The following is a 25,653-nucleotide window of genomic DNA, read 5'->3' on the forward strand; positions in this document are numbered from 1 at the left end:
CTCCGCGTGGGAATGCCGCCATGGACGCTCTGCGTCTGCTCTTGGGACGCGGAGCGCCCCGGGATGCATTCCGACGCAAAGCATGGGAACGATCAGCGACCAGGCTCGCGCCCGCACTTGTCAGTTCGTCCCTCCAACGCCACACTAGCGGACATGAAAAACGTCAGCCCGACTTACCTCAAGCACCAATTCCTGATCGCCATGCCCCATATGGCCGACCCGAACTTTGCGCAGACCTTGACCTACATCGTCGAGCACACGGCCAATGGTGCCATGGGGTTGGTGGTCAACCGCCCGCAGGAGCTGAACCTGGCCGATATCCTTGAGCAACTGCGCCCGGAAATCGACCCGCCAGCGCGCTGCCAGGGCGTACCGATCTACTTCGGCGGGCCGGTGCAGACCGATCGCGGTTTTGTACTGCACCCCACCGGGCCGACGTTCCAGGCCACGGTAGACCTTGATGGGGTGTCACTGTCCACATCCCAGGATGTGCTGTTCGCCATCGCCGACGGCATCGGCCCCGAGCAGAGTGTGATCACCCTGGGCTACGCCGGTTGGGAAGCCGGGCAACTGGAGGCCGAACTGGCCAGCAATGCCTGGCTGACCTGCCCGTTCGACGCTGATATTTTGTTCAACACCGCCAGCGAATTGCGCCTGGAAGCGGCAGCAGCCAAGCTGCGGGTCAACCTCAGCCTGCTGACCAGCCAGGCGGGGCACGCCTGATGGCCTTGCGTCTGATCCTCGGTTTTGACTACGGCACCAAACAGATCGGCGTAGCGGTTGGCCAGGTCATCACCGGCCAGGCCCGCGAACTGTGCACCCTCAAGGCCCAGAACGGCGTGCCGGACTGGAACCAGGTCGAAGCCCTGATTAAAGAGTGGAAGCCTGACGCAGTGGTGGTCGGCCTGCCCCTGAACATGGATGGCACCCCCAGTGACATGTGCCTGCGCGCCGAGAAGTTCGCGCGCCGCCTCAATGGCCGCTACAACCTGCCCTTCTATACCCACGACGAACGCCTCACCACCTTCGAAGCCAAGGGGGAGCGCCGCGACCGTGGCGGGCAAAAGGGCAGTTACCGCGACAACCCGGTAGACGCCATCGCCGCGGCCTTGCTGTTGCAGGGCTGGCTGGATGAAAACACCGCTTTATTTGAATCCTGACCCGCCGCGATCCTGTGGGAGCGGGCTTGCCCGCGAAGAACGTTAACGATACCGCGAGAAGACTGGATGAACGCGGTGCCCATGAGTTTTTCGCGAGCAAGCTCGCTCCTACACACTTGATAAGGAGCCACCATGAGCTTGCCGAACCCTGCCGAACTGATCAGCCAGATGGCGATACGCCTCAAGGCGCACCTGGAACACCGTGCCATCAGCGAACCGCGTTTTATCGGCATACGCACCGGTGGCGTGTGGGTAGCCCAGGCATTGCTGGAAGCACTGGGCAGCGATTCGCCTCTGGGCACCCTGGACGTGTCCTTCTACCGCGACGACTTCAGCCAGAACGGCCTGCATCCACAAGTGCGCCCATCGGCCCTGCCCTTCGAGATCGAAGGCCAGCACCTGGTATTGATCGACGACGTGCTGATGAGCGGCCGCACCATCCGCGCCGCCATGAACGAATTGTTCGACTATGGCCGCCCTGCCAGCGTGACCCTGGTGTGCCTGCTGGACCTGGATGCTGGCGAACTGCCGATCAGCCCGGACGTCGTGGGTGCAACCCTGTCGCTTGCACCCCAGCAGCGGGTAAAATTGTCCGGTCCTACGCCGCTCGAACTCGAACTGCAAGACCTTGCCCTTTAAACCGCCTTGTAAAGAGTCCCCGCGATGACGCCTCTAGATGCCAAGCGCCCGCTGCAGCTCAATGCTCAGGGCCAGTTGCAACACTTCTTGTCCCTCGACGGTTTGCCCCGCGAACTGCTCACCGAAATCCTCGACACCGCCGACTCGTTCCTGGAAGTCGGTGGCCGGGCAGTGAAGAAAGTCCCGCTGTTGCGCGGCAAAACCATCTGCAACGTGTTCTTCGAAAACTCCACCCGCACCCGCACCACCTTTGAACTGGCGGCCCAGCGGCTGTCGGCCGATGTGATCACGCTGAACGTGTCCACCTCGTCGGCGAGCAAGGGCGAAACCCTGCTCGATACCTTGCGCAACCTGGAAGCCATGGCCGCCGACATGTTCGTGGTACGCCACGGCGACTCCGGCGCTGCGCATTTCATCGCCGAGCATGTGTGCCCGAACGTGGCGATCATCAATGGCGGCGACGGCCGTCACGCGCACCCGACCCAGGGCATGCTCGACATGCTCACCATTCGTCGGCACAAGGGCAGCTTTGAAAACCTCTCGGTAGCCATCGTCGGCGACATCCTGCATTCGCGGGTGGCACGTTCGAACATGCTGGCTCTCAAGGCCCTGGGTTGCCCGGATATCCGCGTGATCGCGCCCAAGACCCTATTGCCCATCGGCATCGAACAGTATGGCGTGAAGGTCTACACCGACATGGCCGAAGGCCTCAAGGATGTGGACGTGGTGATCATGCTGCGCCTGCAACGCGAGCGCATGGCCGGGGGCTTGTTGCCCAGCGAAGGTGAGTTCTACCGCCTGTTCGGCCTGACCACCGCACGCCTGGCCAAGGCCAAGCCGGATGCCATCGTGATGCACCCGGGGCCAATCAACCGCGGCGTGGAAATTGAGTCGGCGGTGGCCGACGGCCCACAATCGGTGATTCTCAACCAAGTGACCTACGGCATCGCCGTGCGCATGGCCGTGCTGTCCATGGCCATGAGCGGACAAACCGCGCAACGTCAATTCGAGCAGGAGCAGGCCCAGTGAAGCTCAGCATTCTCGGCGCCCGAGTCATCGACCCGGCCAGCGGCCTGGACCAAGTTACCGATCTACACCTGGACGCCGGCAAGATCGTCGCCATCGGCGCCGCCCCCGCCGGCTTCAACGCCGGCCAGAGCATTGACGCCAAGGGCCTGGTGGCCGCACCTGGGCTGGTGGACTTGAATGTCGCCCTGCGTGAACCGGGCTACAGTCGCAAAGGCAACATCGCCAGCGAAACCCAGGCCGCGGCAGCCGGTGGCGTGACCAGCCTGTGTTGCCCGCCCAATACCAAGCCGGTACTGGACACTTCTGCTGTGACCGAGCTGATCCTCGACCGCGCCCGCGAAGCCGGCAATTGCAAAGTGTTTCCCATTGGCGCCTTGAGCAAGGGCCTGGATGGCGAACAACTCGCCGAATTGATCGCCCTGCGTGACGCCGGTTGCGTGGCCTTCGGCAATGGCCTGGAAAGCTTTCGCAGCACGCGCACCTTGTGCCGCGCCCTGGAATACGCGGCCACGTTCGACTTGACGGTGATCTTCCATTCCCAAGACCGCGACCTGGCCGAAGGCGGCCTGGCCCATGAAGGCGCAGTGGCGAGCTTCCTCGGCCTGCCGGGCATTCCGGAAACCGCAGAAACCGTGGCCCTCGCCCGTGACCTGTTGCTGGTGGAACAAAGCGGCGTGCGTGCGCATTTCAGCCAGTTGACCAGCGCCCGGGGCGTGGCTCTGATCGCCCAGGCCCAGGCCCGTGGCTTGCGGGTAACTGCGGATGTCGCCCTGTACCAGCTGATCCTGACGGATGAGGCGCTGATCGACTTCTCCAGCCTTTACCACGTACAGCCCCCGCTGCGCACGAAGGCAGACCGTGACGGTTTGCGTGCGGCGGTGAAGTCGGGTGTGGTGTCGGCGATTTCCAGCCATCACCAACCTCACGAGCGAGACGCCAAGCTGGCACCGTTTGGCGCGACCGAGCCGGGCATCAGCAGCGTGGAGTTGTTGTTGCCACTGGCGATGACGCTTGTAGAAGACGGCTTGCTGGACTTGCCGACACTACTGTCGCGCCTGAGCGCCGGCCCGGCCGAGGCCCTGCGCTTGCCAGCGGGCCAGTTGGCGGTGGGTTCACCGGCGGACCTGGTGCTGTTCGACCTGGCAAGCTCGACGGTGGCTGGTGAGCGTTGGTTGTCCAAGGGCGAAAACTGCCCGTTCATCGGCCACAGCCTGCCAGCGACGGTGCGGTACACCTTGATGGATGGGCGGATCAGCTACCAGGCTTGACGCGCAAGCTCGTTCCCACGCTCTGCGTGGGAACGATCAGTGCTCAGCGCCCGCTGTTGCGCTCGGCATTGCGGATCGAGATCTGCGTGTTCAGCGTCCAGAAGTCATAGAGCACCCCGATCAGGAACAAACCGCCGGTCAGCAGGTAGATCAGGCCGGTGATCCATTTGCCCTGATACATACGGTGCACACCAAACACCCCCAGGAACGCCAACAGAATCCAGGCCACGTTGTATTCAATGGGCCCAGCGGTAAAACGCAGGTCGGCTTCACGGTCCATGGCCGGGATCAGGAACAAGTCGATCAGCCAGCCAATACCCAGCAAGCCGAAGGTGAAAAACCAGATCGTACCGGTCACCGGCTTGCCGTAATAGAAGCGATGAGCCCCGGTAAAACCGAAAATCCACAGTAGGTAACCAATCGCCTTACTGTGGGTGTCGTGCTGCTGACCAACCTGTTGATAGGTGTTCATGAAGGACCTCTTTTGCGTCGATAGATAAATTTTTTCATTTTCTTTGTGACTTTTTTACGGGCGCCCGACGTACGGTAAATGGTATCTTCCTGCCCTCAAAGCCTTGTACCGCCTGCCTTGTGTAGGACAATTGCGGCGAATCGTCGCGTTTTTCCTGAATTTGACCCCAAGGTTCAGTCGACAAACGGCCTGAGAACAGCACAAAAAGCTGTTATAAAGTTGCGCGCAAACCCATAAGAGCCACGCCTAATGCGACCATTTTTCAAGACATGGCTAACCATTTGCCTATTAATGCCACTGGCCGCCCACGCCACCAATCGTGAGCAACGACTTCCGAACGTTAACGGTTTCACCCCTAAAGTCCATAGCACGCCCAGCACTGCCAAAGCGGCAAAGCCGACCGTCAGCCGCCCGACTCAACTGAGCAAGGCCCACGGCAAAGTGCTTTCCACCCAGCTGGCCGTGAACACCAAGCAAAGCAGCAACGTCTTGAGCCGTGCCGTCAACGTGCTCGGTACACCTTATCGTTGGGGCGGCAGCAGCCCAAGTAAAGGGTTCGACTGCAGCGGGCTGGTGAAATATGCATTTAACGATGTAAAAGCGGTGGACCTGCCACGCACCTCCAACGCCATGGCGGCCGGCCATGGGTTGAAGGTTGACCGCAAAGACCTGAAGCCGGGCGATCTGTTGTTCTTCAAGTTGAAGAGCCGCCAGGTGAACCACGTTGCCATCTACCTGGGCAATGACCGCTTTATTCACGCACCGCGCCGTGGCAAGTCGGTGAGCATCGACACGCTGAAAAAGCCGTTCTGGGACAAGAACTACGTGATTGCCAAGCGGGTACTGCCTAAAGAGCAGAACAGCAACCTGCGGATCGTGCAGCGCTAAGCCAGGCACCACTGAAGCTCCCCCTTTGAAATGCAATCAAATGTGGGAGCTGGCTTGCCTGCGATGACGGTGTGTCAGTTGGCAGACAGAGTGCCTGACAGTCCGCTATCGCAGGCAAGCCAGCTCCCACATTGTGTATCTGTGCGTTTTAGATATCTGCCGGCACCCTCGCCTTCTCCCGCGCCTCTTCCCGACTGACCAGGCCCGCGCCCACCAACGCCTTCAAACTCATATCCAGGGTCTTCATCCCCAACGCCCCACCGGTCTGAATTGCCGAAACCATCTGCGCCACCTTGTCCTCACGGATCAAGTTACGAATCGCCGGCGTACCCAGCATGATTTCATGGGCGGCCACACGCCCACCGCCCACCTTCTTCACCAACACCTGAGAGACCACCGCCTGCAACGACTCCGACAGCATCGAGCGGACCATGGCCTTTTCCCCGGCCGGGAAGACGTCCACCAGCCGGTCTATCGTCTTTGCCGCCGACGAGGTGTGCAGAGTGCCGAACACCAGGTGCCCGGTCTCTGCCGCCGTCAGCGCAAGGCGGATGGTTTCCAGATCGCGCAATTCACCCACCAGGATCACATCCGGGTCTTCTCGCAGGGCTGAACGCAGGGCCACCGAGAAACTGTGGGTGTCACGATGCACCTGGCGCTGGTTGACCAGCGCCAGTTTCGGCCTGTGGATAAACTCGATGGGGTCTTCCAGCGTGAGGATATGCTGGCGTCGATGCCGGTTGAGGTCGTCGATCATCGCCGCCAGGGTCGTGGACTTGCCCGAGCCGGTGGGCCCGGTCACGAGCACCAGGCCGCGAGGAAGGCGGGCGATACGCTGGAACACCTCGCCCAATCCCAGCGCCTCCAGGCTCTGGACCTCAGTCGCAATAGCCCGGAACACTGCACCCACGCCGCGATCCTGGCGGAACACGTTCGCCCGGAACCGGGCGACGCCTGGCAATTCGAAGGCAAAATCCGTTTCAAGAGATGTTTCGAAATCCTTTTGTTGATGTTTATTCAGCAACGGGCTCAATAAGTCGACCACTTGGGTAGCGTTCAGCGCTGGCCCATCCAGCGGCCAAACCTCGCCATCAATGCGCAGCATCGGTGCCAGGCCAGCTGACAGATGCAGGTCTGAGGCGCCTCGGCTTACGCTGGCCGTCAGCAATTGCGTGATATCCATAGGGCTTTCCATTTCCAGTAGAATGCCGCGGACTCCATATCCACGGGCGCATCTTGAATGTCGACGATAGCAGACAACATCGGCCTGGTTAGCCAGCGCATCCGCGCCGCAGCCGACGCCGTGCAACGTGACGCAAGCAGCATCCACCTGCTGGCCGTGAGCAAGACCAAACCCGCGCAGGCAGTGCGCGAAGCCTATGCCGCCGGGCTGCGCGACTTTGGCGAAAACTACCTGCAGGAAGCCCTGGGCAAACAGGCGGATTTAACCGACCTGCCCTTGAGTTGGCACTTCATCGGCCCCATTCAATCGAACAAGACTCGCGCTATCGCCGAGCACTTCGCTTGGGTGCATTCCGTGGACCGCCTGAAAATCGCACAACGCCTGTCCGAACAACGCCCGGCCGACCTGCCGCCGCTCAATATCTGCATTCAGGTCAATGTCAGTGGCGAAGCCAGCAAGTCCGGCTGCACACCCGCCGACCTGCCGGCCCTGGCCACGGCGATCAGCGCCCTGCCGCGCTTGAAGCTGCGGGGCTTGATGGCGATTCCCGAGCCGACTGAAGATCGGGCAGAGCAGGATGCGGCGTTTGCCACGGTGCGCGACCTGCAAGCCAGCTTGAACCTGGCGCTGGACACACTTTCCATGGGCATGAGCCACGACCTTGAGTCGGCCATTGCCCAAGGCGCCACCTGGGTGCGGATCGGTACCGCGCTGTTTGGCGCCCGCGACTACGGCCAGCCGTGAAATGGCTGACATCCCTCGAAAATAAGGACCTGTCATGAGCAACACGCGTATTGCCTTTATCGGCGCCGGTAACATGGCGGCCAGCCTGATCGGTGGCCTGCGGGCCAAGGGCCTGGACGCCGAGCAGATCCGCGCCAGCGACCCGGGCGCCGAGACCCGCGAGCGCGTCAGCGCCGAACACGGCATCCAGACCTTCGCTGATAATGCCGAGGCCATCCACGGCGTCGATGTGATCGTGCTGGCGGTCAAGCCCCAGGCCATGAAGGCTGTGTGCGAGAGCCTGCGCCCGAGTCTGCAACCTCACCAATTGGTGGTGTCGATTGCCGCTGGCATCACCTGCGCCAGCATGACCAACTGGCTCGGCGCCCAGCCCATCGTGCGCTGCATGCCCAACACCCCGGCGCTGCTGCGCCAGGGCGTCAGCGGTTTGTATGCCACCGGCGAAGTCACCGCGCAGCAACGTGACCAGGCCCAGGAACTGCTGTCTGCGGTGGGCATCGCCGTGTGGCTGGAGCAGGAACAGCAACTGGATGCGGTTACCGCCGTTTCCGGTAGTGGCCCGGCCTACTTCTTCCTGCTGATCGAGGCCATGACCGCCGCCGGTGTCAAGCTGGGCCTGCCCCACGACGTGGCCGAGCAACTGGCGGAGCAAACCGCCCTGGGCGCCGCGAAAATGGCGGTCGGCAGCGAGGTGGATGCCGCCGAACTGCGCCGTCGCGTCACCTCGCCCGGTGGCACCACACAAGCGGCTATCGAGTCGTTCCAGGCCGGGGGCTTTGAAGCCCTGGTGGAAACAGCACTGGGTGCCGCCGCACATCGTTCAGCCGAGATGGCTGAGCAACTGGGCAAATAGTCGTCCCTTACCAAGGTAATCAAACATGCTCGGAATCAATGACGCTGCCATTTTCATCATCCAGACCCTGGGCAGCTTGTACCTGCTGATCGTGCTGATGCGCTTTATCCTGCAACTGGTGCGTGCAAACTTCTACAACCCGCTGTGCCAGTTCGTGGTGAAGGCCACCCAACCACTGCTCAAGCCGCTGCGCCGAGTGATCCCGAGCCTGTTCGGCCTGGACATGTCGTCGCTGGTGCTGGCGTTGCTGCTGCAAATCCTGCTGTTCGTGGTGATCCTGATGCTCAATGGCTACCAGGCCTTCACCGTCCTGCTGTTGCCATGGGGCCTGATCGGGATTTTCTCGCTGTTCCTGAAGATCATTTTCTGGTCGATGATCATCAGCGTGATCCTCTCCTGGGTCGCACCGGGCAGCCGTAGCCCAGGTGCCGAATTGGTGGCTCAGATCACCGAGCCCGTGCTGGCACCCTTCCGTCGCCTGATTCCGAACCTGGGTGGCCTGGATATCTCGCCGATCTTCGCGTTTATCGTGATTCAGTTGCTGCAAAGCTGGGTGATTCCGCGCCTGGCCTACTTTGCTTACATGCCAAAAGAGTTGTTTGGCCTGATCTGAATGCCGTAGCCCCTATGGGAGTTGGCTTGTGTGGGAGCTGGCTTGTCTGCGATAGCATGGCTTGTGCTGATCATTCCCACGCTCTGCGTGGGAATGCAGCCCGTGACGCTCCGCGTCACCAGGGCAGGACGCAGAGCGTCCCAAGAGGCATTCCCACGCAGAGCGTGGGAACGATCACGCTAACCCCCGACCATTGCTTGCCGCTAGGGTCCCCGCTCTTTAGACTTACGCCTCATTTAAACGAGAGCAGGGTCGATGCCAGCTGCCTTCCCCCCCGATTCTGTTGGACTGGTCGTGCCACAAGTGGCGCATTTCAGCGAACCCCTGGCCCTGGCCTGCGGCCGTTCGTTGCCAGCCTACGACCTGATCTACGAAACCTATGGCCAACTGAACGCCACGGCGAGCAATGCCGTGCTGATCTGCCATGCCTTATCCGGCCATCATCACGCCGCCGGCTTCCATAGCGTTGACGACCGCAAGCCCGGCTGGTGGGACAGTTGCATCGGCCCCGGCAAGCCCATCGACACCAATAAGTTCTTTGTGGTCAGCCTGAACAACCTCGGCGGCTGCAACGGCTCCACCGGCCCCAGCAGCCTCAACCCGGAAACCGGCAAACCGTTCGGCGCCGACTTCCCAGTGCTGACGGTAGAGGACTGGGTGCACAGCCAGGCACGCCTCGCCGACCTGCTGGGCATCAGCCAGTGGGCCGCCGTGATTGGTGGCAGCCTGGGCGGCATGCAGGCCCTGCAATGGACCATCACTTACCCAGACCGCGTGCGTCATTGCCTGGCCATCGCCTCGGCGCCCAAGTTGTCGGCGCAGAACATCGCCTTCAACGAAGTGGCGCGCCAGGCGATCCTCACCGACCCCGAGTTCCACGGCGGTTCGTTCCAGGAAGCGGGCGTGATCCCCAAGCGCGGCTTGATGCTGGCGCGGATGGTCGGCCACATCACTTACCTGTCCGACGATTCCATGGGCGAGAAATTCGGCCGTGGCCTAAAGAGCGAGAAGCTCAACTACGACTTCCACAGCGTCGAGTTCCAGGTGGAAAGCTACCTGCGTTATCAGGGCGAGGAATTCTCGGGGCGCTTTGACGCCAACACCTACCTACTGATGACCAAGGCTCTGGACTACTTCGACCCGGCCGCCAACCACGATGACGACCTGGCAAAAACCTTCGAGCACGCCACGGCCCAGTTCTGCGTGATGTCGTTCACCACCGACTGGCGCTTTTCGCCGGCACGCTCCCGTGAGCTGGTGGATGCCCTGATGGCCGCCAAGAAAGACGTCTGCTACCTGGAGATCGATGCACCGCAAGGCCACGACGCCTTCCTGATTCCGATCCCGCGTTACCTGCAGGCCTTTAGCAACTACATGAACCGAATCGCACTGTGAGAACGCCATGAGAGCCGACCTGGAAATCATCCAAGACTGGATCCCCGCCGGCAGCCGCGTGCTCGACCTGGGCTGCGGCGATGGCGAATTGCTGAGCTGGCTGCGTGACCACAAGCAAGTCACCGGCTACGGCCTGGAAAACGACCCGGATAACATCGCCCAGTGCGTGGCCAAGGGCATCAACGTGATCGAGCAGGACCTGGACAAGGGCCTGGGCAACTTTGCCAGCAACAGCTTCGATATCGTGGTGATGACCCAAGCCCTGCAAGCGGTGCACTACCCGGACCGCATCCTCGACGAAATGCTGCGCGTGGGCCGCCAATGCATCATCACCTTTCCCAACTTTGGCCACTGGCGCTGCCGCTGGTACCTGGCCACCAAGGGGCGCATGCCGGTCTCCGACTTCCTGCCGTACACCTGGTACAACACGCCGAACATCCACTTCTGCACCTTCGAAGACTTCGAAGCCCTGTGTGGCGAGCGTGAAGCCAAGGTGATCAACCGCCTTGCCGTCGATCAACAGCACCGCCACGGCTGGGCGAGTAAGCTATGGCCCAACCTGTTGGGCGAAATTGGTATCTACCGGGTCAGCAGCCCTGGCCTGACCGACCACAAAGTTGCCGTCTAATCATCTTCAAGAGGGACGTTCATGAGTCGTTTGGCTATTTTTCTATTGACCGCATGCCTGGGCGCCAGCGCCATGGCCGCCGACGCTATCGACGCTAATCGCAAAAAAGACTTCGGCGATATCACCGTTCATTACAACACCTTCACTTCAAGCTTCCTGCCCGCTGAGACCGCCCAAAAAGTCGGTGTGGTGCGCAGCAAGGAGAAGGGGTTGATCAACGTGACCGTGATCAAGGGCGTAAGCCCGGTGGCCGCGCAAGTCACTGGCACGGTCAAGGATTTGGGCGGCAAGAGCGAGATCCTGACGTTCAAGCAGATCGAAGAGAAAAGCGGCATCAGCTACCTCGCGCCCTACTCGGTGACCCAGCGGGAATACAAGACGTTTACCATCAACGTTGAAACCGGCGGCAAGGCCCACGGTTTCCAATTCAACCAAGAACTGTTCCCGGCCGAATGATGAACCTTACCCAACTCGTACTCGCCAGCCACAACGCCGGCAAACTCAAAGAACTGCAAGCCATGCTCGGTGAGTCTGTGCACCTGCGTTCGATTGGCGAGTTCAGCCAGGTCGAACCGGAAGAGACCGGCCTGTCGTTCGTCGAGAATGCCATCCTCAAGGCCCGCAATGCTGCGCGTATCTCTGGCCTGCCGGCCCTAGCGGATGATTCGGGCCTGGCCGTGGACTTCCTCGGCGGCGCCCCTGGCATCTACTCCGCCCGTTACGCCGACGGCAAGGGCGACGCAGCCAACAACGCCAAGCTGCTCGACGCCCTCAAGGACGTGCCGGAGGCCGAGCGTGGTGCGCAGTTCGTCTGCGTGCTGGCCCTGGTGCGGCATGCCGATGACCCGTTGCCGATTCTGTGTGAAGGCCTGTGGCAAGGGCGCATCCTGCAAGCCGCCAGCGGTGAGCATGGGTTTGGCTATGACCCGCTGTTCTGGGTGCCGGAGCGCAATGTCTCCAGCGCCGAACTGAGCCCGGCCGACAAGAACCAGATCAGCCACCGCGCCCGCGCCATGGCGTTGCTGCGCCAGCGCCTGGGCTTGAAATGACCCAGAACACCTCTGCGCAGCCGCTGATCCACGGTGGCGCGCAAACACCACGGGCGGCCCTGCCCCATCTGCCGCCCCTGGCGCTGTACATCCATATCCCGTGGTGCGTGCGCAAATGCCCGTATTGCGACTTCAACTCCCACACCGCCAGCAAAGTGCTGCCGGAAGAAGAGTACGTGGACGCCCTGCTGGCCGACCTGGACCAAGACCTGCACGCCGTGTATGGCCGTAAACTGAGTTCGATCTTCTTTGGCGGCGGCACGCCCAGCCTGTTCAGCGCTGCTGCACTGGGCCGCCTGCTCAAGGGCGTTCAAACGCGTATCCCGTTTACCGACGATATCGAGATCACCCTGGAAGCCAACCCCGGGACGTTCGAACAAGAGAAGTTCGTGGCGTACCGCAAGCTGGGGATCAATCGCCTGTCCATCGGCATCCAGAGCTTCCAGCAAGAGAAGCTTGAAGCTCTGGGCCGCATCCACAATGGCGATGAAGCCGTGCGCGCAGCCGGTATGGCGCGTCAGGCTGGGTTCGATAATTTCAACCTGGATTTGATGCACGGCTTGCCCAACCAGTCCCTGGAGGACGCCTTGGGCGACCTGCGCCAGGCCATTGCACTCAAGCCCACGCACCTGTCCTGGTACCAACTGACCCTGGAACCCAATACCGTGTTCTGGAACCAGCCACCCGCGCTGCCGGAAGACGACACGCTGTGGGATATCCAGGAAGCCGGCCAGGCACTGCTCGCCGAACACGGTTACGCACAATATGAAGTCTCGGCCTACGCCCAACCGGGGCGGCCGGCGCGGCATAACCTCAATTACTGGAGCTTTGGCGACTTTATCGGCATAGGCGCCGGCGCCCACGGCAAGCTCAGCCACCCGGACGGGCGCATCATCCGCACCTGGAAAACCCGTGCACCGAAGGACTACCTCAACCCGGCCAAAAGCTTCCAGGCCGGCGCGAAAGAACTGACCAACGATGAACTGCCGTTCGAGTTCCTGATGAACGCGCTGCGCCTCACCGAAGGGGTTGATGCCAAGCTCTACGCCGAGCGCACCGGCCTTGACCTGGCAAGCCTCGATGAAGGCCGCCGCGACGCAGAACAAAGTGGATTAATGCAGGTCGAACCGTCACGCCTGGCGGCCACCGACCGCGGGCAACTCTTTCTCAATGACCTGTTGCAGAAGTTTTTGAGCTGATAGCTCTTAAGGAAATCGAATGGATCTGGTACTCGACCTGCTCGCCACCGTATCCCGCTGGAGCCGTAGCAACCTGTCGGAAATCTCGTTGGCCCTTGTGGGCTGTTTGCTGGTGCTGTTCGGCGCCGACATCAAGGGCTGGGTCGAAGCACGCCTGGGCAGCATCGCCGGCGCCTTACGCGTACCCTTGATGGCCCTGCTGTGCCTGATCGGCAGTGGTGCGGCGTTGATCTACGCTACGCCGTGGATTGTGCGGGGATTGAGCCAGTTCAATAACTACAGCCTGGCGCCGGTGTTGATCGTGGTGCTGGTGTTGATTGGCGTGGTAGCAGACCGCCGCTGACCCAGCAGGCACTACAAAACACATGTGGGAGCTGGCTTGCCTGCGATACAGACACCTAGGTGTATCAGTGATACCGAGGTGATGTTATCGCAGGCAAGCCAGCTCCCACATTTGATTGCGTTTCAAGCGGATGACTGTTTAAGCCAGCTTCTCGAACTTCAAATCCCACACCCCATGCCCCAACCGCTCGCCACGGCGTTCGAACTTGGTGATCGGCCGCTCGGCCGGGCGTGGCACGCATTTGCCGTCTTCGGCCAGGTTGCGGTAGCCAGGTGCGACGTTCATCACTTCCAGCATGTATTCCGCGTACGGTTCCCAGTCGGTGGCCATGTGCAGGATGCCGCCCACTTTCAGCTTGCTGCGCACCAGCTCTGCGAAAGACGCCTGGACGATACGGCGCTTGTGGTGACGAGCCTTGTGCCATGGGTCGGGGAAGAACAGCATCAGGCGGTCGAGGCTGTTGTCGGCGATGCAGCGGTTGAGCACTTCAATCGCGTCGCAGTCGTAGACCCGCAGGTTTTTCAGGCCTTGGGTCAGCACACCGTTGAGCAGTGCGCCGACGCCTGGGCGGTGCACTTCCACACCGATGAAATCCTGCTCCGGCGCGGCTGCGGCCATTTCCAGCAGGGAATGGCCCATGCCGAAACCGATTTCCAGGGAGCGCGGGGCCGAACGGCCGAACACTTGGTCATAGTCCACCGGCGCATCGGCCAGGGGCAGTACGAACAGCGGCGTGCCCTGTTCCAGGCCCTTTTGCTGGCCTTCGGTCATGCGGCCGGCGCGCATCACAAAACTCTTGATGCGGCGGTGCTTGGACTCGTCGCCCTCTTCCACGGTGTTCGGCGTTTCGTTTGATTCAGTCATCAATAGCTCTTACTTGATCAGACCATCCAGCGGCGAAGAGGCGCTGGCATAGAGTTTTTTCGGCATGCGCCCGGCGAGGTAGGCCAGGCGGCCCGCGACGATGGCGTGGTTCATGGCTTGGGCCATCATGATTGGTTGCTGGGCATGGGCAATGGCCGAGTTCATCAGCACCGCGTCGCAGCCCAGTTCCATGGCGATGGTCGCATCGGAGGCAGTGCCCACACCCGCATCCACCAATACCGGGATCTTGGCTTCTTCGAGGATGATCTGCAGGTTATACGGATTGCAGATGCCCAGGCCGGAACCGATCAGACCAGCCAGCGGCATCACCGCGATGCAGCCGATTTCTGCCAACTGACGGGCGATGATCGGGTCATCGCTGGTGTAGACCATCACGTCGAAGCCTTCCTTGACCAAGGTCTCGGCGGCCTTGAGGGTTTCGATCACATTGGGGAACAGGGTTTTCTGGTCGGCCAGCACTTCCAGCTTCACCAGGTTGTGGCCGTCGAGCAGCTCACGGGCCAGGCGGCAGGTGCGCACGGCTTCGATGGCGTCGTAGCAGCCAGCAGTGTTTGGCAAAAAGGTGTAGCGCTCCGGCGACAGCACTTCGAGCAAGTTCGGCTCGCCCTCGATCTGGCCGAGGTTGGTGCGGCGTACGGCGAAGGTGACGATCTCGGCACCCGAGGCTTCGATGGCCAGGCGGGTTTCTTCCATGTCGCGGTACTTGCCGGTGCCGACCAGCAGACGGGACTGGTAGGTACGACCGGCCAGGACGAAAGGCTTGTCGCTACGAACGATGCTCATGGGAAATCCTCTGGTTGGATGAGGTTCTGCAGAATGCGTTGCGGCCGTGGCGGGCTAGCCGCCGCCGATGGCGTGGACCACTTCGATCTGGTCACCTTCGGTGAGCACAGTCTCGGCGTGCTGGCTACGCGGGACGATATCCAGGTTGAGCTCCACTGCGACGCGACGCCCGGTCAGGTCCAGACGGGTCAGCAGGGCCGCAACGGTTTCGCCGTCGGGCAGTTCAAAGGGTTCGCCGTTCAACTGAATGCGCATGCCACGGGCCGCCATCGTTTTTAGGGGCCCGCATTCTAGCGCGATTGGAACCTGAAGGTCAGCTCCAAGCGTCAAGCGGTCAAAGCTGCAAACGCCACGCCGCCAGGCCCAGGAAGAACCAGCCGAGCAGGAACGCCAGCCCGCCAAACGGCGTGATGATCCCCAGTTTACTGATGCCGGTCATCGTCAGCACATACAGGCTGCCCGAGAACAGCAGGATACCGACGGTAAACGAAATACCCGCCCAGGTGACCAACCGGCCCGGAATATGCGCCGCCAGCAAGGCCACGCCGAACAGTGCCAGGGCATGCACCAACTGGTAGGTCACGCCGGTATGGAAGATCGCCAGGTAGTCGGCGCTCAGGCGGTTTTTCAGGCCGTGGGCGGCGAAAGCGCCCAGCGCAACGCCGGTAAAGCCGAAAAAGGCAGCCAGCATCAGAAAGCTACGCAGCATGGGGAACTCCAGTCAGACTCATCGGGCAGGGTCTGTATAATGGCCCGCTCAACGGGTTCGGCCAAGCCATCTCTATGCTGCGTGTCCTCTTCAAACGCTTTCTCAACGTCGTGAAATGGTTTGCCATCGGCAGTGTGTTGCTGGTGCTGCTGTTTCGTGTGGTGCCGCCACCGTTCACTGCGCTGATGGTGGAGCGCAAGGTCGAGTCCTGGGTTGACGGTGAGCCTATCGACCTGCAACGCAGCTGGGTGCCGTGGGATGAAATCTCCGACGACCTTAAAGTGGCGGTGATGGCCGGTGAAGACCAGCGCTTCCCGCAACATTGGGGTTTTGATTTCGGCGCGATCCAGGCGGCGATTCTGCACAACGAACGCGGCGGCTCGATTCGCGGTGCCAGCACCTTGAGCCAACAGGTGTCGAAAAACCTGTTCCTGTGGGCCGGGCGCAGCTATTTGCGCAAAGGCCTGGAGGCGTGGTTTACCGGTTTGATCGAAGTGTTATGGCCCAAGCAGCGGATTCTTGAGGTGTACCTCAACAGCGTGGAATGGGATGAAGGTGTGTTTGGCGCAGAGGCGGCGGCGCGGCACCATTTTGGCGTAAGTGCCAAGGGGCTTTCGCGGCAGCAGGCCAGTTACCTGGCGGCGGTGTTGCCCAATCCACGGGTGTGGAGTGCCAGTCATCCGACCGCCTATGTGGCACGGCGAGCGGCGTGGATTCGCCAGCAGATGAGCCAGTTGGGTGGGGAGGGTTACCTGGTGGAGCTGAACAACTCTCGAAAGGCACCCTGGTCCGACTGACACAATACGAGACCTGTGGGAGCTGGCTTGCCTGCGATAGCGGTGGGTCAGTAACCCATGCTTCATCTGACACGGCCTCATCGCAGGCAAGCCAGCTCCCACATTAAACCGAGTTGTACTTGAGACTTTTCGAACACATACAAAAATGCCCCGATCTTTCGACCGGGGCATTTTTTGTTCGCTGCGTTTTAAGCGGCGATCGACAACTTCAGCTTGTTCATCGCGCTTTTCTCAAGCTGACGAATCCGCTCTGCCGACACGTTGTACTTCTGCGCCAGGTCGTGCAGCGTGGCTTTTTCTTCTGCCAGCCAACGCTGGTAGAGAATGTCACGGCTGCGGTCGTCCAGCACTTCCAGCGCTTCGTGCAGGTTGTGGTTGGAGTTGTCGCTCCAGTCGGCGTCCTCCAGTTGACGCGCCGGATCGTACCGGTGGTCTTCCAGATAGTTGGCCGGCGATTGGAAGGCGCTGTCGTCATCCGCTTCGGCGGCTGGGTCGAAGGCCATGTCATGGCCGGTCAGGCGGCTTTCCATCTCGCGCACTTCACGGGGCTCCACACCGAGGCTTTCGGCCACGCGGTGGACTTCTTCGTTGTTCAGCCACGCCAGGCGTTTTTTCTGGCTGCGCAGGTTGAAGAACAGCTTGCGCTGGGCCTTGGTGGTGGCCACTTTCACGATGCGCCAGTTGCGCAGGATGAACTCGTGGATTTCCGCCTTGATCCAGTGCACGGCAAACGACACCAGGCGCACGCCCATTTCAGGGTTGAAGCGCTTCACAGCCTTCATCAGGCCTACGTTGCCTTCCTGAATCAGGTCGGCCTGGGCCAGACCGTAACCGCTATAGCTACGGGCGATATGTACGACAAAACGCAGGTGGGCGAGCACCATCTGCCGAGCCGCCCCCAAATCCTGCTCATAGTAGAGACTCTCGGCCAGTTCACGCTCCTGCTCGGGCGTCAGCAATGGAATGCTGTTGACCGTGTGCACATAGGCTTCCAGGTTCGCACCCGGGACCAAGGCATAAGCAGGTTGCAAAGAAGTGGTCATACGAAAAAACCTCCGACTCACATAACTCGTGCAGTTCAGCACTGCGAAAATTGACCTGGGAACCGTAGGACAAGTTCCCTAAACCGCTGATACGGTCAATACAAACGAAACCACATTAATCTGGCATTAACTACTTCGGCGCCAGCTCACGTAAATGCCGTGCCACCGCAATCCACGCACCGATATACCCCAACAACACCGCGCCAAGCAAGAGACTCAGACCATCGGCTACCGGCACACCGGCCAACGCGAAATCACTGCCGTAGAGCCCCGCCAGGCCGACAACCGCGTCGTTCAACCAATCCAGGCCAAACGCCAGTACGCCCCAGGACAAGACCCCCGCACCCAGGCCATACAGCGCGCCCATGTACAGGAAAGGCCGACGCACATAGCTGTCTGTGCCGCCCACCAGTTTAATCACTTCTATCTCGGTGCGACGGTTTTCAATATGAAGACGAATGGTATTACCTATCACCAAAAGTAATGCAGACACTAATAACACCGTCAGGCCGAACACAAAGCGGTCGCCCAGCTTGAGGATCGCGGCCAGGCGCTCTACCCAGACTAGATCAAGTTGGGCCTGTTGCACCTTCGGCATCCCTGCGAGTTTTTGTCGCAGGGCTTCCAGCGCCGGCTTGTCGACCTCGTTCGGCGTTACCAGCACCACGCCCGGCAGCGGGTTCTGCGGCAGCTCCTTGAGCGCCTCGCCCAGGCCCGATTGCTGCTGGAACTCTTCGAGAGCCTGGTCGCGGCTGATGTACTCGGCCTCGGCTACCCCCGGGATGTTCTTGATGTCGTCACGCAGCGCTTCGCCCTCCTTGCTGCTGGTGTCCAGGTTCAGGTACAGCGAAATCTGCGCCGCCCGCTGCCAGGAACCGCCCAGGCGCTCCACGTTATTAAGCAACAGCGACAAGCCCATCGGCAGGCTCAAGGCCACGGCCATGACCAGGCAGGTGAAAAAGCTGCCGATCGGCTGCTTGCCCAGGCGACGCAGGCTGTCCAGCAGGCTGGCGCGGTGGCTTTCGATCCAGGCGTGCACCAGGGTGCCGAAGTCCGGGCCGTCGTCTTCGTCGTGTTTTTTCTTTTTCGGTTGCGGGTCGGCCGGCTTCGGAGCCACCCGTTCGGATACTTTAGGGCTGCGTGTAGCACTCATACGCCAGCCTCCCCATCGCCGATCAGGCGGCCGCGTTGCAGGGTGAGCATGCGATGGCGCATGCGGGCAATCAGGGCCAGGTCGTGGCTGGCGATCAAGACGCTGGTGCCCAGGCGGTTGATGTCTTCGAACACCCCCATAATCTCGGCCGCCAGGCGCGGGTCGAGGTTACCGGTGGGCTCGTCCGCCAGCAGCAAAGCCGGGCGATGGACGATGGCGCGGGCGATACCGACACGCTGTTGCTGGCCGGTGGACAGGTCGCCGGGGAAGAGGTCGGTCTTGTCCGACAAGGCCACGCGTTCCAGGGCCGAGTCCACGCGTTTGACGATCTCGGCCTTGGACAGCCCGAGGATCTGCAACGGCAGGGCCACGTTGTTGAACACCGTACGGTCGAACAGCAACTGGTGGTTCTGGAACACCACGCCGATCTGGCGGCGCAGGAATGGAATTTGCGCATTGCTGATAGTGGCCAGGTCCTGGCCCGCCAGCAGCAACTTGCCGGTAGTCGGGCGTTCCATGGCCAGCAGCAGGCGCAACAGCGTACTTTTGCCTGCGCCCGAATGGCCGGTGACAAACAAGAATTCGCCGCGACGCACTCGAAAGCTCAGCTCATGCAAGCCCACATGCCCGTTGGCATAGCGTTTACCGACCTGTTCGAATCGAATCATGAACGCTCCCGCTCGGCAAACAGTGCCTGTACAAAGGGTTCGGCTTCAAAGGTGCGCAGGTCGTCGATGCCTTCACCGACGCCGATATAACGAATCGGCAACCCGAACTGTTTGGCCAGGGCGAAAATCACACCGCCCTTGGCCGTGCCGTCGAGCTTAGTCAATGCCAGGCCGGTCAGCTGCACCGTCTGGTTGAATTGCTTGGCCTGGCTGATGGCGTTCTGGCCAGTACCGGCGTCGAGCACCAGCAGGACTTCATGGGGTGCATCGGCGTCGAGCTTGCCGATCACGCGGCGCACTTTCTTCAGCTCTTCCATCAAGTTGTCTTTGGTGTGCAGGCGACCGGCGGTGTCGGCGATCAGCACGTCAATGTTACGGGCCTTGGCGGCCTGCACGGCATCGAAGATCACCGAAGCCGAGTCGGCGCCGGTGTGCTGGGCGATCACCGGGATCTTGTTGCGCTCGCCCCACACCTGCAACTGCTCGACGGCGGCGGCACGGAAGGTGTCACCGGCGGCGAGCATGACTTTCTTGCCTTCACCTTGCAGCTTCTTGGCCAGCTTGCCGATGGTGGTGGTCTTGCCAGCGCCATTAACCCCTACAACGAGGATGACGAACGGCTTTTTCGGCGTGATCACCAGCGGCGCTTCAACCGGTTTGAGCATGGCGGCCAGCTCAGCCTGCAGGGATTTGTACAGCGCATCGGCGTCGGTCAACTGCTTGCGCGCGACCTTCTGCGTCAGGCTCTGGATGATCACGGCGGTGGCTTCGACGCCCACGTCGGCGGTGAGCAGGCGGGTCTCGATGTCTTCGAGCAACTCGTCATCAATGACTTTCTTGCCCAGGAACAGGCTGGCCATGCCTTCGCCAATACTGGCGCTGGTCTTGCTCAGGCCCTGCTTGAGGCGTGCAAAGAATCCGGTTTTGCTGGTTTCGGTGGTGGCGACGACAGGCTCTGGCTCGATAGCGGCAGGTGCAGCGACAACCGGTGCGGACACTTCAACGACGGGCGGTATTTCAGCCACAACCTCTACCGGCGCCGGCTCAACCACTGCAGGAATCGGCGGCACGACGTGCTCGGCCTGAACATCCTCAACCAATGCCACGGGTTCTTCGGCCACGGGCAGCTCTAACCAGGGCTTGTGCTCAGGCTCAGGCTCAGGTTCCGGCTCGGCCTCGACGACCGGCTGCAACACCGGCTCAGCCATCGGTAACACCACCGGAACTGGCGTCTCGGCAACCGGTTCGGCTTCTATTACGGGTTCAGGGGTCGGTTCAGCGTGAACCTGCGGCTGTTCGACGACGGGTTCCTGCGGCTTTTTGCGCAGCCATCCGAACAGGCCTTTCTTCTCGCCAGCCGCAGCTGGGGTCTTCTTGTCGTCGTTGGAACCAAACATGGAGACGGCTATCTCAAGGTAGCGACGCGCCACAGGGTGCGCCGGTAAATAAAATTCGATGCGTAACAGACTGTTTTTTAGCCAGCTCGTTCATGCGCAACATTTTGTAAGGCCTAAATAGGGCCTTCACAAGACAGCCGCAGTGGCCGTCCTTAAGTCGGACCAGTATCCTAGCACCTCCTCGCCCGCCGACGCTAAGACCAAGCGGGCAGCCCAACAGGTTTAAAAACGAATGAATGCTCTAGCCCGCCGCGCCGCAGGCCTGCTGTTCAGCACAGTTTGTCTGCCTCTCTCAGCTTTGGCTGCCGATCCACAACCCACCCATGAATTCACCCTCGATAACGGCCTTAAAGTGGTCGTGCGCGAAGATCATCGCGCGCCGGTGGTGGTTTCCCAGGTCTGGTACAAGGTTGGCTCAAGCTACGAAACCCCGGGCCAGACCGGTTTGTCCCACGCCCTGGAACACATGATGTTCAAGGGCAGCGCCAAGGTCGGCCCCGGCGAAGCCTCGCTGATCCTGCGCGACCTGGGCGCCGAAGAAAATGCGTTCACCAGCGACGACTACACCGCGTATTACCAGGTATTGGCCCGTGACCGCCTGGGCGTAGCCTTTGAGCTGGAAGCCGACCGCATGGCCAGCCTGCGCCTGCCGGCCGACGAGTTCAGCCGTGAAATCGAGGTAATCAAAGAAGAACGCCGCCTGCGCACCGACGATAACCCCATGTCCAAGGCGTTCGAGCGCTTCAAGGCCATGGCGTTCCCGGCCAGTGGCTACCACACGCCGACCATTGGCTGGATGGCCGACCTGGACCGCATGAAGGTCGAGGAACTGCGCCACTGGTACCAATCCTGGTACGTGCCGAACAACGCCACTCTGGTGGTGGTCGGCGACGTGACCCCGGACGAGGTGAAAAACCTCGCCCAACGTTACTTCGGCCCGATCCCCAAGCGTGACGTGCCGCCGGCAAAAATCCCGATGGAACTGGCCGAGCCCGGCGAGCGCCTGCTGACCCTGCACGTGCAGACCCAACTTCCGAGTGTGATCCTGGGCTTCAACGTGCCCGGCCTGGCCACCGCTGAAGACAAACGTTCGGTGCAGGCCCTGCGCCTGATCTCGGCCCTGCTGGACGGCGGCTACAGTGCACGGATCTCCGAGCAACTGGAACGCGGTGAGGAACTGGTGTCCGCGGCTTCCACCAACTACGACGCCTACACCCGTGGCGACAGCCTGTTTACCCTCTCGGCCACGCCGAACCAGCAGAAGAAGAAAACCGTGGCCCAGGCCGAAGCCGGCCTGTGGCGCCTGCTCGATGAGTTGAAGGCCAAGCCGCCGACCGCCGAAGAACTGGAGCGCATCCGTGCCCAGGTGATTGCCGGCCTGGTGTACCAGCGTGATTCCATCACCAGCCAGGCCACGGCCATCGGCTCCCTGGAAACGGTCGGCCTGTCCTGGAAACTCATGGACACCGAGCTTGCCGACCTGCAAAGCGTGACCCCGGAAGACATCCAGAAGGCCGCACGCACTTATTTCACCCGCGAACGTCTGAGCGTCGCCCATGTTTTGCCTGAGGAGACCGCTCATGAGTGATCGCAAAAACAGCCGCCTGATCCTGCCCGGCCTGATCGCCGTCACCCTGATGGCGGCCAGCGCCGTTTACTTCTTGCGCCCCAGCGAGTCGGTCGCCAGCCAGGCCCTGGACAAGGCTCAAACGGCCAGCACCCTGCAATCCCTGGCGGAACTGGATGGCAAGGCACCGACCAACCGCAAGCTCGACGTACAAACCTGGACCACCACCGAAGGCGCCAAGGTGCTGTTCGTCGAAGCCCATGAACTGCCGATGTTCGACATGCGCCTGCTGTTCGCCGCCGGCAGCAGCCAGGATGGCGACGTGCCAGGCCTGGCACTGATGACCAACGCCATGCTCAACGAAGGCGTGCCGGGCAAGGATGTCAGCCAGATCGCCAGCGGGTTCGAAGGCCTGGGGGCCGACTTTGGCAACGGCGCCTACCGCGACATGGCGCTGGTGACCCTGCGCAGCCTGAGCGACAGCGCCAAGCGCGACGCCGCCCTGTCACTGTTCAACCAGGTGATCGGCCAGCCGACATTCCCGGCAGACTCGCTGGCACGCATCAAGAACCAGATCCTGGCCGGTTTCGAGTACCAGAAGCAGAACCCCGGCAAACTGGCGAGCATCGAGCTGTTCAAGCGCCTGTACGGCGACCACCCTTACGCGCACCCGAGCGAAGGCACCCCCAAGAGCGTGCCGAAGATTACCCTGGCGCAGTTGCAGGCGTTCCACGCCAAGGCCTATGCGGCGGGTAACGCGGTAATTGCAGTAGTGGGCGACCTGACCCGCGCCGAAGCCGAAGCCATGACGGCCAAGGTCTCCGCCTCGCTGCCCAAGGGGCCGGCGATGGCCAAGATCGCCCAGCCGACCGAGCCAAAAGCCGGCCTGAGCCGTATCGAGTTCCCGTCCAAGCAAACCCACCTGCTGTTTGCGCAGTTGGGCATCGACCGTGCCGACCCGGATTACGCAGCCTTGTCCCTGGGTAACCAGATCCTCGGCGGCGGTGGCTTCGGCACTCGCTTGATGAGCGAAGTGCGTGAAAAGCGCGGCCTGACCTACGGCGTGTATTCCGGTTTCTCACCGATGCAGGTGCGCGGCCCGTTCATGATCAACCTGCAGACCCGCGCCGAAATGAGCGGTGGCACCTTGCGCCTGGTGGAGGACGTATTGGCTGACTACCTCAAGACCGGCCCGACGCAAAAGGAACTGGATGACGCCAAGCGCGAGCTGGCCGGCAGCTTCCCGCTGTCCACCGCCAGCAACGCCGATATCGTCGGGCAGTTGGGTGCCATGGGTTTCTACAACCTGCCGCTGAGCTATCTGGAAGATTTCATGAAACAATCCCAGGCCCTGACCGTCGATCAGGTCAAGGCTGCAATGAACAAACACTTGAGCGCCGACAAGATGGTCATCGTGACCGCCGGCCCGACGATTGCGCAAAAGCCACTACCGCCCCCCACTGATAAACCTGCCGAGCAGCCGCTCGGGGTTCCGGAGCATTAATGGCCAGTTCATCTCGCCCGAAAAAACCTGTCCACAACGTGCATAACGGTGTGGGCCAACTGCGCATCATTGGCGGTGAATGGGGCAGCCGCAAGCTGAGCTTCCCCGACGTTGTGGGCCTGCGCCCGACGCCTGATCGCGTGCGTGAAACCCTGTTCAACTGGCTCGCGCCGTACATAGGCGGGGCCAAAGTGCTGGACCCGTTCGCCGGCAGCGGCGCGCTGTTCCTGGAGGCGCTGTCCCGTGGCGCGGCCCAGGGCCAGGCGCTGGACGCCAGCAATGTGGCGGTGTCCAGCCTCAAGGAGCACCTGGGCACGCTGCGTTGCACCACCGGCCAGGTGCAGACGGCCGACGCGCTGCGCTACCTGGAAACCCAGGCGGCGACTGAATACGATGTAGTGTTCCTCGACCCACCGTTCAACCAGAACCTGCTACCGGCCGTCTGCACTCTGCTGGAAGAACGCCAGTGGCTGGCACCGGATGCCTGGATCTACACTGAGAGCGAGACCGCGCCCTCCACGCTCGGCCTGCCAAGTGGCTGGCGCCTGCACCGGGAGCAGAAGTCCGGGCGGGTGTATTACGCGTTGTGGCATCGTTTGGTCGAAAACGCCGCTTAACCTGTGGCTGGGGAGCTTGCCACGGCGAGCTCACTGGCTACCGAGAGTTTCATGACCCCCTCTTCCGATTTATTCAAACCCGCCTTCGGCCTCGGCAACCCCCACTTGCAGACACTGTGGGGGCCGCTGTGGCGGCCGACCACCCACATCGAGCGTCAGCGTGAGCGCCTGTGGCTGGAGGATGGCGACTTCCTCGATCTCGACTGGCATGGCCCCCATGACGTGCAAGCGCCCTTGGTGCTGGTGCTGCATGGGCTGACCGGTTCGTCCAATTCACCCTATGTGGCCGGCCTGCAAAAAGTCCTCGCGGCCCAAGGCTGGGCCAGTGCCGCGTTGAACTGGCGCGGCTGCTCGGGCGAGCCCAACCTGCTGGCTCGCAGTTATCACTCCGGCGCCAGCGAAGACCTGGCGGCGGCGATTGCTCATCTGCGCGCCAAGCGGCCGTTGGCGCCCTTGTATGCGGTGGGTTATTCCCTGGGTGGCAATGTGTTGCTCAAGCATCTGGGGGAAACCGGCAAGGCCTCGGGTCTGCAGGGCGCGGCGGCGGTATCGGTGCCGTTTCGCCTGGATCAATGCGCCGATCGCATCGGCCTGGGGTTCTCGCGGGTGTATCAGAAGCACTTCATGCGCGAGATGCTGGCGTACATCCGCGTCAAGCAACGCCAGTTCCTGCAGGACGGTCGTGAGGATGGGCTCAAAACCCTGGAGGCCCTTGGTTCCCTGGAAAAGATGCGCACATTCTGGGACTTCGACGGGCGGGTAACCGCGCCGCTGCATGGTTTCTTGAGTGCCGAGGATTACTATCGCCGCGCCTCCAGTCGCTATTACCTGGGCGGTATCCGCACGCCGACGCTGATTATCCAGGCGGCTGATGATCCGTTTGTGTTTGCGCACAGCTTGCCTGACGCCAGTGAGCTGTCGGCCTGCACCGAGTTCGAGTTGCTGGCCAAGGGCGGGCATGTGGGGTTTGTGGAGGGTTCGCTGAAGCGTCCTGGTTACTATTTGGAGCGCCGGATCCCGCAATGGCTCCAGACCCAATACGGTCAATAGTGTGGGAGCTGGCTTGC

At 61.5% G+C, this 25,653-nt stretch carries 30 protein-coding genes; 20 read left to right on the forward strand and 10 right to left on the reverse strand.

Going from position 1 to position 25,653, the window contains the following annotated elements:
* Nucleotides 1–153: 153 nt before the first annotated feature.
* The 5 genes from GH769_RS23020 to GH769_RS23040 all read left to right on the forward strand — a co-directional run bounded on the left by GH769_RS23020 (nt 154) and on the right by GH769_RS23040 (nt 4,096).
* Entirely contained in the window at nt 154–723 is a 570-nt protein-coding gene (locus tag GH769_RS23020; protein ID WP_019817750.1) for a YqgE/AlgH family protein, read from the forward strand.
* A complete protein-coding gene (gene ruvX, locus GH769_RS23025; protein WP_003195067.1) occupies nt 723–1,160 on the forward strand; it encodes a Holliday junction resolvase RuvX in 438 nt (145 codons plus the stop codon). Before GH769_RS23020 ends, ruvX begins: the two co-directional genes overlap by 1 nt.
* Nucleotides 1,161–1,292: 132 nt before the next feature.
* Nucleotides 1,293–1,799: a bifunctional pyr operon transcriptional regulator/uracil phosphoribosyltransferase PyrR gene (gene pyrR / locus GH769_RS23030; protein WP_019817751.1), complete on the forward strand. Its 507-nt coding sequence runs from the start codon at nt 1,293–1,295 to the stop codon at nt 1,797–1,799.
* 24 nt (nt 1,800–1,823) lie between these two features.
* A complete protein-coding gene (locus GH769_RS23035) occupies nt 1,824–2,828 on the forward strand; it encodes an aspartate carbamoyltransferase catalytic subunit (RefSeq protein WP_014720325.1) in 1,005 nt (334 codons plus the stop codon).
* The gene (locus GH769_RS23040) at nt 2,825–4,096 is read left to right on the forward strand and encodes a dihydroorotase (protein ID WP_014720326.1); all 1,272 of its coding nucleotides are present in this window, start codon (nt 2,825–2,827) and stop codon (nt 4,094–4,096) included. Before GH769_RS23035 ends, GH769_RS23040 begins: the two co-directional genes overlap by 4 nt.
* Nucleotides 4,097–4,139: 43 nt before the next feature.
* On the opposite strand, the gene GH769_RS23045 is transcribed toward GH769_RS23040, so the two are convergent.
* Nucleotides 4,140–4,568, reverse strand: coding sequence for a TM2 domain-containing protein (locus GH769_RS23045; RefSeq protein ID WP_020301920.1), 429 nt, complete (start codon nt 4,566–4,568; stop codon nt 4,140–4,142).
* A gap of 249 nt (nt 4,569–4,817) precedes the next feature.
* Between GH769_RS23045 and GH769_RS23050 the strand changes: the two genes are divergently transcribed.
* Complete coding sequence (locus tag GH769_RS23050) at nt 4,818–5,456, forward strand: C40 family peptidase (RefSeq protein ID WP_003195078.1); 639 nt, start codon at nt 4,818–4,820, stop codon at nt 5,454–5,456.
* A gap of 148 nt (nt 5,457–5,604) precedes the next feature.
* Here the strand turns inward: GH769_RS23050 and GH769_RS23055 are convergent, their stop codons facing one another.
* Nucleotides 5,605–6,639, reverse strand: a complete 1,035-nt coding sequence (locus GH769_RS23055; protein WP_032902279.1) for a type IV pilus twitching motility protein PilT — start codon at nt 6,637–6,639, stop codon at nt 5,605–5,607.
* A 57-nt stretch (nt 6,640–6,696) separates the two neighbouring features.
* Between GH769_RS23055 and GH769_RS23060 the strand changes: the two genes are divergently transcribed.
* The 9 genes from GH769_RS23060 to GH769_RS23100 all read left to right on the forward strand — a co-directional run bounded on the left by GH769_RS23060 (nt 6,697) and on the right by GH769_RS23100 (nt 13,463).
* A complete protein-coding gene (locus GH769_RS23060) occupies nt 6,697–7,383 on the forward strand; it encodes a YggS family pyridoxal phosphate-dependent enzyme (RefSeq protein ID WP_014720328.1) in 687 nt (228 codons plus the stop codon).
* 34 nt (nt 7,384–7,417) lie between these two features.
* Nucleotides 7,418–8,236: a pyrroline-5-carboxylate reductase gene (proC, locus tag GH769_RS23065; protein WP_032902278.1), complete on the forward strand. Its 819-nt coding sequence runs from the start codon at nt 7,418–7,420 to the stop codon at nt 8,234–8,236.
* 25 nt (nt 8,237–8,261) lie between these two features.
* Nucleotides 8,262–8,849, forward strand: coding sequence for a YggT family protein (locus GH769_RS23070; RefSeq protein ID WP_003195087.1), 588 nt, complete (start codon nt 8,262–8,264; stop codon nt 8,847–8,849).
* Nucleotides 8,850–9,104: 255 nt separating this feature from the next.
* On the forward strand, nt 9,105–10,244 hold the full coding sequence (locus GH769_RS23075) for a homoserine O-acetyltransferase (protein WP_020301923.1): 1,140 nt from the start codon (nt 9,105–9,107) through the stop codon (nt 10,242–10,244).
* A gap of 7 nt (nt 10,245–10,251) precedes the next feature.
* Nucleotides 10,252–10,872, forward strand: coding sequence for a methionine biosynthesis protein MetW (metW, locus tag GH769_RS23080; protein WP_003195091.1), 621 nt, complete (start codon nt 10,252–10,254; stop codon nt 10,870–10,872).
* A gap of 21 nt (nt 10,873–10,893) precedes the next feature.
* Nucleotides 10,894–11,328, forward strand: coding sequence for a DUF4426 domain-containing protein (locus tag GH769_RS23085; protein ID WP_014720331.1), 435 nt, complete (start codon nt 10,894–10,896; stop codon nt 11,326–11,328).
* Entirely contained in the window at nt 11,325–11,921 is a 597-nt protein-coding gene (rdgB, locus tag GH769_RS23090) for an RdgB/HAM1 family non-canonical purine NTP pyrophosphatase (RefSeq protein WP_032902276.1), read from the forward strand. The genes GH769_RS23085 and rdgB overlap by 4 nt, the downstream gene beginning before the upstream one ends.
* Nucleotides 11,918–13,120: a radical SAM family heme chaperone HemW gene (gene hemW / locus GH769_RS23095; RefSeq protein ID WP_032902275.1), complete on the forward strand. Its 1,203-nt coding sequence runs from the start codon at nt 11,918–11,920 to the stop codon at nt 13,118–13,120. Before rdgB ends, hemW begins: the two co-directional genes overlap by 4 nt.
* Before the next feature lie 19 nt (nt 13,121–13,139).
* Nucleotides 13,140–13,463, forward strand: a complete 324-nt coding sequence (locus tag GH769_RS23100; RefSeq protein WP_003195099.1) for a DUF3392 domain-containing protein — start codon at nt 13,140–13,142, stop codon at nt 13,461–13,463.
* A gap of 138 nt (nt 13,464–13,601) precedes the next feature.
* On the opposite strand, the gene trmB is transcribed toward GH769_RS23100, so the two are convergent.
* From trmB to GH769_RS23120, 4 genes are all read right to left on the reverse strand, one after another.
* Nucleotides 13,602–14,327 carry a tRNA (guanosine(46)-N7)-methyltransferase TrmB gene (gene trmB, locus GH769_RS23105; RefSeq protein WP_003195101.1) on the reverse strand — a complete coding sequence of 242 codons (726 nt, stop codon included), beginning with the start codon at nt 14,325–14,327 and terminating at the stop codon, nt 13,602–13,604.
* Between the two features lie 9 nt (nt 14,328–14,336).
* Nucleotides 14,337–15,131 carry a thiazole synthase gene (locus tag GH769_RS23110; RefSeq protein ID WP_014720334.1) on the reverse strand — a complete coding sequence of 265 codons (795 nt, stop codon included), beginning with the start codon at nt 15,129–15,131 and terminating at the stop codon, nt 14,337–14,339.
* A 54-nt stretch (nt 15,132–15,185) separates the two neighbouring features.
* Nucleotides 15,186–15,386, reverse strand: coding sequence for a sulfur carrier protein ThiS (thiS, locus tag GH769_RS23115; RefSeq protein WP_019817757.1), 201 nt, complete (start codon nt 15,384–15,386; stop codon nt 15,186–15,188).
* Nucleotides 15,387–15,465: 79 nt separating this feature from the next.
* On the reverse strand, nt 15,466–15,840 hold the full coding sequence (locus tag GH769_RS23120) for a DUF423 domain-containing protein (protein WP_014720336.1): 375 nt from the start codon (nt 15,838–15,840) through the stop codon (nt 15,466–15,468).
* 74 nt (nt 15,841–15,914) lie between these two features.
* On the opposite strand from GH769_RS23120, the gene mtgA reads away from it, so the two are divergent.
* A complete protein-coding gene (mtgA, locus tag GH769_RS23125; RefSeq protein ID WP_014720337.1) occupies nt 15,915–16,637 on the forward strand; it encodes a monofunctional biosynthetic peptidoglycan transglycosylase in 723 nt (240 codons plus the stop codon).
* Nucleotides 16,638–16,825: 188 nt separating this feature from the next.
* Here mtgA and rpoH read toward each other — a convergent pair whose 3' ends face one another.
* The 4 genes from rpoH to ftsY all read right to left on the reverse strand — a co-directional run bounded on the left by rpoH (nt 16,826) and on the right by ftsY (nt 20,898).
* Entirely contained in the window at nt 16,826–17,680 is an 855-nt protein-coding gene (gene rpoH, locus GH769_RS23130) for an RNA polymerase sigma factor RpoH (protein ID WP_003176698.1), read from the reverse strand.
* Between the two features lie 130 nt (nt 17,681–17,810).
* Entirely contained in the window at nt 17,811–18,833 is a 1,023-nt protein-coding gene (gene ftsX / locus GH769_RS23135; protein WP_014720338.1) for a permease-like cell division protein FtsX, read from the reverse strand.
* Nucleotides 18,830–19,501: a cell division ATP-binding protein FtsE gene (gene ftsE, locus GH769_RS23140; RefSeq protein ID WP_003195112.1), complete on the reverse strand. Its 672-nt coding sequence runs from the start codon at nt 19,499–19,501 to the stop codon at nt 18,830–18,832. Before ftsE ends, ftsX begins: the two co-directional genes overlap by 4 nt.
* Nucleotides 19,498–20,898, reverse strand: a complete 1,401-nt coding sequence (ftsY, locus tag GH769_RS23145; RefSeq protein ID WP_032902274.1) for a signal recognition particle-docking protein FtsY — start codon at nt 20,896–20,898, stop codon at nt 19,498–19,500. Before ftsY ends, ftsE begins: the two co-directional genes overlap by 4 nt.
* Nucleotides 20,899–21,130: 232 nt before the next feature.
* Here ftsY and GH769_RS23150 point away from each other — a divergent pair, with 232 nt between their 5' ends.
* From GH769_RS23150 to GH769_RS23165, 4 genes are read left to right on the forward strand one after another with little or no spacing between them, the layout of a single operon-like run.
* Complete coding sequence (locus tag GH769_RS23150) at nt 21,131–22,486, forward strand: pitrilysin family protein (protein WP_014720340.1); 1,356 nt, start codon at nt 21,131–21,133, stop codon at nt 22,484–22,486.
* On the forward strand, nt 22,479–23,969 hold the full coding sequence (locus tag GH769_RS23155; RefSeq protein WP_032902273.1) for a pitrilysin family protein: 1,491 nt from the start codon (nt 22,479–22,481) through the stop codon (nt 23,967–23,969). Before GH769_RS23150 ends, GH769_RS23155 begins: the two co-directional genes overlap by 8 nt.
* A complete protein-coding gene (rsmD, locus tag GH769_RS23160; RefSeq protein WP_014720342.1) occupies nt 23,969–24,586 on the forward strand; it encodes a 16S rRNA (guanine(966)-N(2))-methyltransferase RsmD in 618 nt (205 codons plus the stop codon). Before GH769_RS23155 ends, rsmD begins: the two co-directional genes overlap by 1 nt.
* 51 nt (nt 24,587–24,637) lie before the next feature.
* Nucleotides 24,638–25,636 carry a hydrolase gene (locus GH769_RS23165; RefSeq protein WP_014720343.1) on the forward strand — a complete coding sequence of 333 codons (999 nt, stop codon included), beginning with the start codon at nt 24,638–24,640 and terminating at the stop codon, nt 25,634–25,636.
* The last annotated feature ends 17 nt before the right edge of the window (nt 25,637–25,653 follow it).

This window comes from Pseudomonas sp. CFSAN084952, from assembly GCF_009648855.1.
GTDB lineage: Bacteria > Pseudomonadota > Gammaproteobacteria > Pseudomonadales > Pseudomonadaceae > Aquipseudomonas > Aquipseudomonas paracarnis.